We start from the raw sequence: 9,759 nt of genomic DNA on the forward strand, positions 1-9,759 counted from the left end.
GGGGTCGGCGGCTCGGCGCTGGCCGCCGGTGTCCTGGCCGCCGTCGCCGGCCCGGCGAGCCCCGTCCCGATCATCGGCCATCACGCCCACGGCCTGCCGGGTTGGGTCGGCGTGTCCGACGTCGTGCTCGCGGTGTCCGCCTCCGGTACCTCGGCGGAGACGTGCTCCGTGGTGGAGGAGGCCGACCGGCGCGGTGCGCGGATCGGCGTCGTCGCGCCGCCGGACACGCCGCTGGCGCACCTCGCCGCCCTCGCCGGGGCGGCGTTCGTCCCGCTCGTCGGGGCGGGGCCGGCCCGGGCCATGCTCTGGTCGCTGGCGATGCCGCTGCTCGTCGCCGTTCGGGAGCTGGGCATCGTCCGGCTCGGCGCCGACGCCGTCGAGGCCGCCGCGGCCCGGCTGGAGGAGGTGGCGACCCGCTGCCGGTCGTCGAGCGAGTCCTTCGTCAACCCGGCGAAGACCCTGGCCCTGGAACTGGCCGGCAGTCTGCCGCTCATCTGGGGCACCTCGGCGGTGACCTCGGTCGCGGCCGAGCACGGCGCCGCCCAGCTCGCGACCAACGCGAAGTACCCGGCCGTCGTCGGGGCGCTGCCGCATCCCGGCCACCATCAGGTGGCGCTGTTCGACGGCCCGTTCGGGGCCGGTCTGACCGCCGGCGGGACGGGCGCCAGGGACGACCTGGAGGACTTCTTCCGCGACCGGATCGAGGACGAGCAGGAGTCGATCCGGCTCCGGCTGATCCTGCTGCGCGACCCTGACGCGGAACGGTCCGAGGTCGCCCGCCAGGCGGAGGCCGCCGTCGCCGTCGCCGCCGAGCGCGGGGTCGGCGTCACCGAGCTGCGGGCCGAGGGAGCTGGGCCGCTGGAGCGGCTCGCCTCCCTGATCGGACTGTTCGACTTCACCGCCGTGTATGCGGCGCTGGCGCTGGGGATCGACCCGACCCAGGTGCCCGCGGTGCGCGATCTGGGCCGGTAGTTCCGCCGAGTCAGCCAAAAATCACCGTTTCGTACCCTTTGCTCCGGACTGCGTGGACCGGACATTCCGGCACAATGTGACCGGCTCGGGTGGCGGATCGGTGAGCGGCGCCTCGACCGAGATCCTCGGAACGGCGGGTCGGCCGCGGATGTGGTGTTCAGAATCGGGCGAAGCGGGCGGGTCGGGGGACTCTGTATGGTCGTGCCTGGCCGGCATGGCTGACGGGCCGAGAGGATGTGCACGTGGACGTCGGGGACGTCGGGGACGGCTGGATCGAGCCGCTGAGCGAGCGGGACGAGGTGCTGACTCGCTGGGTGGAACGGGTCGCCGGCGACCTGCGGGCACGGTTGTCGGTGCCGGAGCTGCAGCGTGAGCTGGGCGAGATCTACACGGCGCTGACCGTCGCCCTGACCGCCGGCGGCACCGATCTGCGGGCCGAGCAGTTCGGCGAGTTGCGCGCACTGCTGGCGGACCTGTCCAGCGGCCGGGCCCGGCAGGGGTTCACCCCGCGGGAGACCGCGGGCACCGTGTTCGCGCTCAAGGAGGCGGCGACCGCCGTCATGGAGAAGCGCAACGTCGGCTACCGCGACTACGTGCGGTTCTCCGAGTTCATCGACGAGCTCGGGCTGTTCACCTTCGAGACCTACGTCCGGACCCGGGACCAGGTCATCGTCGAGCAGTCCAACCAGCTCCTGGAGCTGTCCACTCCGGTGATCAAGCTGTGGGAGGGGGTGCTGGCCGTCCCGCTGGTGGGCACCCTGGACTCCGCTCGCACCCAGATGGTGATGGAGAGCCTGCTGGAGGCGCTCGTCAGCACCGGCTCCCGGCACGCCATCATCGACATCACCGGGGTCGGCGCGGTCGACACCCAGGTGGCCCAGCATCTGCTGAAGACGGTGATGGCCGCCCAGCTCATGGGGGCGGACTGCATCATCTCCGGCATCCGCCCGCAGATTGCCCAGACGGTCGTGAGCCTCGGCATCGAGTTCGGGGAGATCGTCACCAAGGCGACGTTGGCCGAGGCGCTCGCGCTCGCGCTGCGCCGGGACGGCTTCCGGTTCGTCCGCCGGGCGGCCGGGGCCGAGATCCGCTGATGGACCGCATCCCCATCCTGAAGATGGGAAACCTGCTGCTCGTGTCGATCCAGGTGGATCTGCACGATCAGCTCGCCCTCGATCTGCAGGACGACCTGTCCGAGCGGATCGTGGCGACCGGCGCCCGCGGCGTCCTGATCGACATCTCGGCGCTGGAGATCGTCGACAGCTTCATCGGCCGCATGCTCTCGACGATCGCGTCGCTGTCGCGGCTGCTCGACGCCGAGACCGTCGTGGTCGGGATGCGTCCCGCGGTCGCGATCACCCTCGTCGAGCTCGGGCTGTACATGCCCGGGGTGCGCACCGCGCTGACCCTGGAGCACGGGCTCGCCCTGCTCGGCGCCGAGGTCCGGGTGAGCCGGTCCGACGAGGACGAGATCGACGACGCGCAGGGGGATCGCGAGCCCGACGGGCTTGCCGGGTATGCCCCGGTGCGGGCAGGGCCCGGCGGTGGAGAGCCGGCCACGACCGGCGCCGCGAGCCGCGGCGACGGGGGCCGGACGGGTGACCGGTAACCCTGGTGGGAGCCTGCCCAGGAGCGAGATGACGGGCATGGACTCGCAGCGCCATCCGATCGTGACCGAGTCCGACGTCGTCCGTGTCCGCCAAGTGGTGCGCACGCTCGCCGTCGCTGCGAAGCTGTCTCTGGTGGACCAGACGAAGATGGTGACGGCGGCGAGCGAGCTGGCGCGCAACACCCTGGTCTACGGCGGCGGCGGCGAGATGATGATCGATCTCGTCGACAGCGGCCGGCGCCGCGGGGTGCGAGCGGTGTTCATCGACACGGGCCCGGGCATCCCCGACCTCGACCTGGCCCTGACCGAGGGCTGGACCAGCGGTTCCGGTCTCGGCCTTGGGTTGACGGGCAGCCGTCGCCTCGTCGACGAGTTCGCGATCGACAGCAGTCCCGGGGTGGGTACCACCGTGCGGGTCGTGAAGTGGTCGCGCTGACCGCGTCGGGCATGTTCCCGCGGGCGCAGGACGTCGCGTGGTTCGGCGCGGCGGATGCCTCCGCGGCCGGGGCCGCCCGTCGGGCGGCCGTCACCCTCGCCGGCCGGCTGGGTTTCCCCGCGACCCGCGGCGCGGAGCTCGGCATCGCCGTCACCGAGACGATGACCAACCTGGTCCGCCATGCCGACGACGGCCGCCTGCTCCTGCGGGTGCTGCGCTGGGACGGCCAGATGGGGGACGGTCAGTCCGGAGACGGTCTGGCCGCGAACGGCCCGCTCGGAGACGGCACGACTGCGAACGGCTCGACCGGGAACGGCCCGACGACGGACGGTGCGCCGCCGGCGATGCCCGCGCCGACCGCGGCGGTCCAGTTCGTCGCGATCGACAGTGGACCGGGCATGGCCGACGTCTCGGCGGCGATGCGCGACGGGGCGACGTCCGCGGGAACACTCGGCGTCGGGCTCGGGGCGATCGCCCGGCTTTCCGACGAGCTGGACATCCACTCGACCCCGGGCCGTGGGACGGCCATGGTCGTCACCTTCCATCCGACGCACCGTCCCGGTTCGTTCGGCGCGCCGCACAGCGGGTCCGGGGCGTCGCGGGTCGGCGGCCTGACCCGCCCGATCACCGGCGAGACCGTCTGCGGCGACGCCTTCGCCGTGCGTGTCACCGATGCCGGGCTCGCGCTGCTGCTGTGCGACGGGCTCGGACACGGGGAGCTCGCCGCGCGGGCGGCCGGGGAGGCGGTGCGGATCTTTCTGGCGGCCCCCGACCCGCCGAGCGGGCCGGTGGAGCTCGTGCGCCGCATCCACCAGGGAATCTCACATACCCGCGGCGCCGCCGTCGCGGTCGCGGTGCTGGAGCCGGCCGCGCAGGTCCTGCGATTCGCCGGGCTCGGCAACGTCGCTGGGGTGATCCACAGCGGGTCCCGGCGTTCGGGCCTGCTCAGCCGGCCGGGCATCGCCGGTCACCAGGCTCGGGGACTGGCCGAGACGCGCCACCCCCTGCCGCCGGATGCGCTCGTCGTCCTGCACAGCGACGGGGTCGGCTCCCGCTGGAGCCTCGCCGACCATCCCGGCGTCGCCAGCCACGACCCGCTGCTCGTCGCGGCGACGATTCTGCGGGACGCGGGCCTGCGCCGCGACGATGCCTCCGTCGTCGTGGCCGGCCCACCGCAGGCGGCGAGGTAGGCCGTGGGGGCGCGGCCCGACGGTGGCCCTCTGCCGGAGCTGGCCTCGATCCGGCTGGACGGCGAACCGGACGTGTTCACCGCCCGCCAGCTCGCCCGGGCGGCCGGCGCCGCCGCGGGCCTCGACGGACCGGACCAGGTCCGCCTTGCCACCGCACTCAGCGAGATCAGTCGGGAGGCGCTGACCGCGGGCGGTGCCCGGATCGACTTCGTCCTGCGCAATCCCCCGGCGCTGGCGGTCGTTCTGACGGCCGACCAGGCCATCCCGGCGGACGCGGCCGGTCTGGCCGCCGCCGCCCGCCTCGTCGATCTCACCGTTCGCCGGGCCGGGCCCGGCGCGGGCGGCGCGGGCAGCGCCCCGATGGTCGTCACCCTCGCCAAGCCCCTCGCACCTGGCGTGGTCGTCGACGACGCGCAGCGCACCCGGCTCAGGCAGGTCCTCGCCGCCACCGTGCCACTCGCGCCGGCCGACGAGCTGCGCGTGCAGAACAGCGAACTGGTCGGCGCGCTGGCGCAACTGCGGGACAACCAGAACGAGCTGCTCCGCCTGAACGCGGAGCTCGAGGAGACCAACCGCGGCGTCATGGCGCTGTACAGCCAGCTCTCCGCCGAGCTGGAGGAGACCAACCGCGGGGTGGTCGCACTCTACGGCGAGCTCGACGAGCGGAGCATCGCGCTCACCCGCGCGAACGAGGCCAAGACCCGGTTCCTGCGCAGCGTCAGCCACGAGCTGCGGGCGCCGGTCAACTCGGTGCTCGGCCTCGCGCGCCTGCTGGTCGACCCGGCCGGCGATCCGCTCACCGCCGAGCAGCGCCGGCAGGTCGAGCTGATCCTCGCCAGCACGAAGGATCTGCTCGCTCTGGTCAACGACCTGCTCGATCTTTCCAAGGCCGAGTCCGGCCGGCTCGAACCGGCCCTGGAGCAGGTGGACATCCGGGCCGTGCTCGCCCATCTCGACGGCTCGCTGCGGCCGCTGGCCAACCGGCCGGGCGTCGACCTCGTCATCGAGGAGGACGGTGAGGTCGGCCCCCTCTACACGGACGAGACGCTGCTCGGCCGGGTGTTGCGCAACCTCGTCGGCAACGCGCTGAAGTTCACCGAGCACGGCGAGGTGCGGGTCACCGCCGCGCGGACGGGTGAGGCCGGGGAGACCGTGACGTTCGTCGTGCGCGACACCGGCATCGGCATCTCGGCCCACGACATCGAGCAGGTGTTCCAGGAGTTCTACCAGGCGCACAGCCACCTGCACGCCCGCACGCGGGGCACGGGGCTGGGCCTGCCCTATGCGCGCCGGGTGTGCGAGCTTCTGGGCGGCCGTTTGGACCTGGCCAGCGAGCTCGGCCGCGGCTCGACGTTCACCGTGACCCTGCCGCGCGACTTGGGAGCCCACCACCGGGCCGACAGCGAGGACGGCGCGGACTCGCCGCTGGCCCCCGGTGAGGTGCCCGTCCGGGTGCGCACCGCCCTGGTGGTCGACGACGATCCGGCCTTCCGGGCAACGATGCGCCGGTTGCTGGCCGACCGGGCGGATCGCGTCCTGGAAGCCGGCGACGGCCTGGAGGCGTTCGCGGCTCTGCGGGCGGGCCCGCCCGACGTCGTCTTCCTGGACCTGCTGCTGCCGGGGATGGACGGCGGCGAGGTGCTGGCCGCGATGGGCGCCGACCCGGCCCTGCGCGACATCCCGGTGGTCATCGTCACCTGGAGTGACCATGACGCGCGCCGGGGTCGCGGTCCCGGATCGGCCGTCGCCGTCCTGGCGAAACTGACCCTGAGCCAGCGGGCCATCGACGCCGTGCTCGCCCGCGTGGATGCGCTGCGGCCGTGATGGTCGCACGTGCCAGCGTCCTGGTCGTGGATGACAGCATCAGCAAGCGTTACGTGCTTGGTAGCTGGCTGCGCCGGGCCGGCTACGAGGTCTTCGAGGCATCCTCTGGCGAGGAGGCGCTGCGCGACGTGCGCGACCATGCCCCGGATCTGGTCGTGCTCGACGTGCACCTGCCCGACCTGAGCGGGATCGAGGTCTGCCGGCGGATCAAACGGGACCGCGAGTCCGCCGGCATCCCGGTGCTGCACGTCTCCGCGATCGCGGTCGACGCCGGCGACCGCAGCATCGGCCTGGACGAGGGCGCCGACGCCTACCTCGTCGACCCCATCGAACCGCGCGAGTTCCTCTCCACGGTGGGTGCCCTGCTGCGCCAGTCCCGCCGCTACGCCGAGGAACATCGCATCGCGCTCACCCTGCAGCGCAGCCTGCTGCCGGCGACCTTGCCCGACCTCGCCGGCCTGCGGGTGGCGGCCCGCTACCACGCCTCCGCCGCCCAGGCGGAGGTCGGCGGCGACTTCTTCGACGCCTTCGACACCCCCGACGGCGACGCCTTCATCGTCATCGGCGACGTCCAGGGCCACTCACTGGGGGCGGCGATCATCATGGCCGAGCTGCGCTACGCGCTGCGGGCCTACGCCTTCGACGGGCACCCGCCGGCGGCGGTGCTGGACCGGCTCAACCGACTGATGCTGCTGTCCCACCCCGAGGCGACGGCGACCGTGTGCATCCTCACCTTCCCGCCCGACCGCTCCCGGGTGACCATCGTCAACGCCGGGCACCTGCCCCCGCTGCTGATCGGGCCGGACCGGCTGTCCTACTGGGAGGCCGGTGCCGGGGTGCTGCTCGGCGTCGATGCCGGCGCTCAGGTCGCCGACAGCATGCCGCTGCCTCCGGGCACCCGGTTTCTGCTGTTCACCGACGGCCTGGTGGAACGGCGCTCGGAGCCGCTCGAGGTCAGCCTCGCCACCCTCGCGAGTTCCGTCGCGGCGGCGCACGGATTCGGTGGCGGCACCGGGCCGCGCCGCGCCCGGCGCTCCATCGACGACATCGCCGACGGCCTGCTCGCCGCCGCCGGCAGGGCCGCCGACGACGTCGCGCTCGTTCTCGTGGAGGTCACCGACCTCCGCTGAGCCTGTCCGGCTCACCGGCCAAGCCAGGTCACCCGGGCGAGCCCGGTTGCGGCGCATCCTGACCGGTCTGAGCCCTGGGACCGTGCACAACGCACCGCAACGCCTCCCCGCGCGCCGCTAGCGGCCGCCCCGGTTCTGACCGTTCTGGCCGCCACCGTTCTGCCCGCCGCCGTTCAGGCCGCCGCCGACCTGGGCCCCGCCGTTCTGGGCCCCGCCGTTCGGCTGCCCGCCGCCGTTGTTCTGACCGTTCTGCCCGCCGCCGTTCTGGGCCCCGCCGTTCTGGCCGCCGAGTGGGGCGCTGCGGGCCTGCGGCTGGCCGAACACGCCGGGCAGGACCTGCTGGCCGAGGCCCTGGAGCAGGTCACCGAGGCCCTGGCCCGGGGTGGGGGCGGGCGCAGGCGGCGGGGTGTTCTGCAGGCCGCCCTTGGTGCCGTGGGCCACCGTCGGATCGGCGCCGGGCAGCGCGACCACGGGCTGGTTGGCCAGCGCCGCCCGCATCGACTTACCCCAGATGATCGCCGGCAGGTCGCCGCCGAAGACCCGCGACCAGGTTCGACCGTCCGCGACGACGCCCCGCAGCGGGTGGGACTCGGCACCGGTGGGGTCACCGACGGACACCGCCGCGGTCATCTGCGGGGTGAAGCCGACGTACCAGGCGGCGGAGTACTCGTCGGTGGTGCCGGTCTTGCCGGCCGACGGGCGGCCGATCGCGGCGTTGGTCCCGGTGCCGTTGATCGGAACGCCGGCCAGCACGCTGGTCACCGTGTCGGCGACCCCCTTCGCCAGCACCTGCTCGCACTGCGGCGGGCGGGCGACGTCGATCGGGTCCTTGCTGGAGTCCACGGCCCCGGTGGCGAATCGCGGAGCGCAGCGCAGGCCGCCGCCGGCGATCGTCGCGTAGGCGTCGGCCATCTGCAGCGGCGAGACGTACATGTACTGGCCGCCGCCGATGGCGGTCGCGCCGTCCGTCGGCCCGATCTTGTCGGCCTTCGGCGGGGTGACGCCGAGGCGCTTGGCCATCTCCATCACCGCCGGGATGCCGGTCTTCTCCGCGAGCTGCACGTAGAAGGTGTTCACCGAGTCCCAGGTGCCGCGGGGGATGTCGTAGATGCCCGCCTCGGCCGGGTCGGAGTTCGAGAAGCCCTTGGCGCAGTCGCCCTCACCGCGGTCGAGCGGGAACTTCGGGCTGACATAGCAGGCCGGCGAGTAGAAGGCCGTCGACGTGCCGTAGCCCTGCTCTAGGGCGGCAGCGAGGACGAACGTCTTGAACGTCGACCCGGGCTGGAACGTCGCGTTCGTGGGCAGCGGCACCACCGTCTGGTTCAGGCCGGCGTTCGACCCGTACACCCGGTTGACCGCCATCGCGAGGATGTTGCCGGTGCCGGGCTGAATGACCACCTCGGTCGCCGAGACCCGGTTGTCCGGGGCGATCGTCGAGTTGACCGCCTCCTGCGCCGCCTGCTGGACCAGCGGGTCCAGGGTGGTGCGGATGACCAGGCCGCCCTCGTAGATGCGCCGGTTGCGTTCCTCGACGTTGGTGCCGAGAGCGGGGCTGGCCCGAAGCTGCGAGCGGACGTAGTCGCAGAAGAACGGCGCGGTCGACGTCTCGCAGGAATCCGCGGCCGGTGGCGGGGCGGGCACCACGTTCAGCGGCATCTGCTTCGCCGCATCCGCCTGCGTCGGCGAGATGTACTTGTTCTCCGCCAACTTGTCGAGCACGGTGTTGCGCCGGACCAGCGCCGCCTGCGGGTGCGCGGCCGGGTTGTACCGCGACGGGCTCTGCACCAGCCCGGCGAGCAGGGCCGCCTGCTCGACGGTGACCCGGGAGATGGGCACTCCGAAGTAGTGCTCGGCGGCCGTGCCGACGCCGTACGCACCGTCGCCGAAGTAGGCGATGTTCAGATAGCGCTCCAGGATCTCGTCCTTGGAGAAGCGCTTTTCGATGTCGAGGGCGTAGCGGAGCTCCTGGATCTTGCGGTCCAGCGAGTCGCCGGCGGCGACCTCGCGCTCCTGGCTCGTGCGGGCGTTCTGCAGCAGCACGTTCTTGACGTACTGCTGGGTCAGCGTCGACCCACCCTGGGCGACCCCGCCGGCCTCGCTGTTGCGCAGCGCCGCGCGCAGGACGCCCTGAGGGTCGACCCCGCCGTGCTCGTAGAAGCGGGCGTCCTCGATGGAGACGATCGCCTCCCGCATGATCTTCGGGATGTCGCTGCCCGGGACGACGATGCGGTTCTCGGCACCCCGCAGCATTGCGATCACCGAGCCGTCGCTGGCGAGAATCGTCGAGCTCTGCGGAAGCGGCGGGGTGATGAGCTCGCTGGGCAGACCGAGAAAGTGATCCGCGCTGCCCTTGGTGAACAGGCCGACCGCCCCCACGAACGGCAGCGACAGCAGGGCGACGACCACGCCGAGCGCGCTCGCCGTCAGTGCCATCTTCTTGAGCACGCGGCGCCGGTCGACCGGCGGTCGCGGCAGGACACGGGCGCCCGGACCCCCGCCCGGCGCGTCGCCGGCCTGAGCCTGGGAGTCGATGGTGTCGCCGCGCCCCGGTCCGCTCGCGGCTGCGTCCTGGCCGCGGATCGCGGCGCCGGTCGGTGC

8 protein-coding genes are annotated in these 9,759 nt (G+C 73.1%); 7 read left to right on the forward strand and 1 reads right to left on the reverse strand.

The window, feature by feature from the left end; genetic code table 11:
* From ND748_RS17570 to ND748_RS17600, 7 genes are all read left to right on the forward strand, one after another.
* On the forward strand, positions 1 to 972 hold a 972-nt coding region (locus ND748_RS17570; RefSeq protein WP_251746883.1), incomplete at its 5' end, for an SIS domain-containing protein.
* 236 nt (positions 973 to 1,208) lie between these two features.
* Entirely contained in the window at positions 1,209 to 2,066 is an 858-nt protein-coding gene (locus tag ND748_RS17575; RefSeq protein WP_374215954.1) for an STAS domain-containing protein, read from the forward strand.
* Complete coding sequence (locus ND748_RS17580) at positions 2,066 to 2,581, forward strand: STAS domain-containing protein (RefSeq protein ID WP_251746885.1); 516 nt, start codon at positions 2,066 to 2,068, stop codon at positions 2,579 to 2,581. Before ND748_RS17575 ends, ND748_RS17580 begins: the two co-directional genes overlap by 1 nt.
* Positions 2,582 to 2,609: 28 nt before the next feature.
* Positions 2,610 to 3,017 carry an ATP-binding protein gene (locus ND748_RS17585; protein ID WP_251746886.1) on the forward strand — a complete coding sequence of 136 codons (408 nt, stop codon included), beginning with the start codon at positions 2,610 to 2,612 and terminating at the stop codon, positions 3,015 to 3,017.
* The gene (locus ND748_RS17590; RefSeq protein WP_251746887.1) at positions 3,005 to 4,207 is read left to right on the forward strand and encodes an ATP-binding protein; all 1,203 of its coding nucleotides are present in this window, start codon (positions 3,005 to 3,007) and stop codon (positions 4,205 to 4,207) included. Before ND748_RS17585 ends, ND748_RS17590 begins: the two co-directional genes overlap by 13 nt.
* Before the next feature lie 3 nt (positions 4,208 to 4,210).
* Positions 4,211 to 6,031: an ATP-binding protein gene (locus ND748_RS17595; protein WP_251746888.1), complete on the forward strand. Its 1,821-nt coding sequence runs from the start codon at positions 4,211 to 4,213 to the stop codon at positions 6,029 to 6,031.
* Entirely contained in the window at positions 6,031 to 7,161 is a 1,131-nt protein-coding gene (locus ND748_RS17600) for a fused response regulator/phosphatase (RefSeq protein ID WP_285902281.1), read from the forward strand. The genes ND748_RS17595 and ND748_RS17600 overlap by 1 nt, the downstream gene beginning before the upstream one ends.
* A 117-nt stretch (positions 7,162 to 7,278) precedes the next feature.
* Here the strand turns inward: ND748_RS17600 and ND748_RS17605 are convergent.
* Positions 7,279 to 9,759: transglycosylase domain-containing protein (locus tag ND748_RS17605; protein WP_285902282.1), on the reverse strand; the 2,481-nt coding region annotated here is incomplete at its 5' end.

Source organism: Frankia sp. AiPs1, assembly GCF_023716945.1.
Classification (GTDB): domain Bacteria; phylum Actinomycetota; class Actinomycetes; order Frankiales; family Frankiaceae; genus Frankia.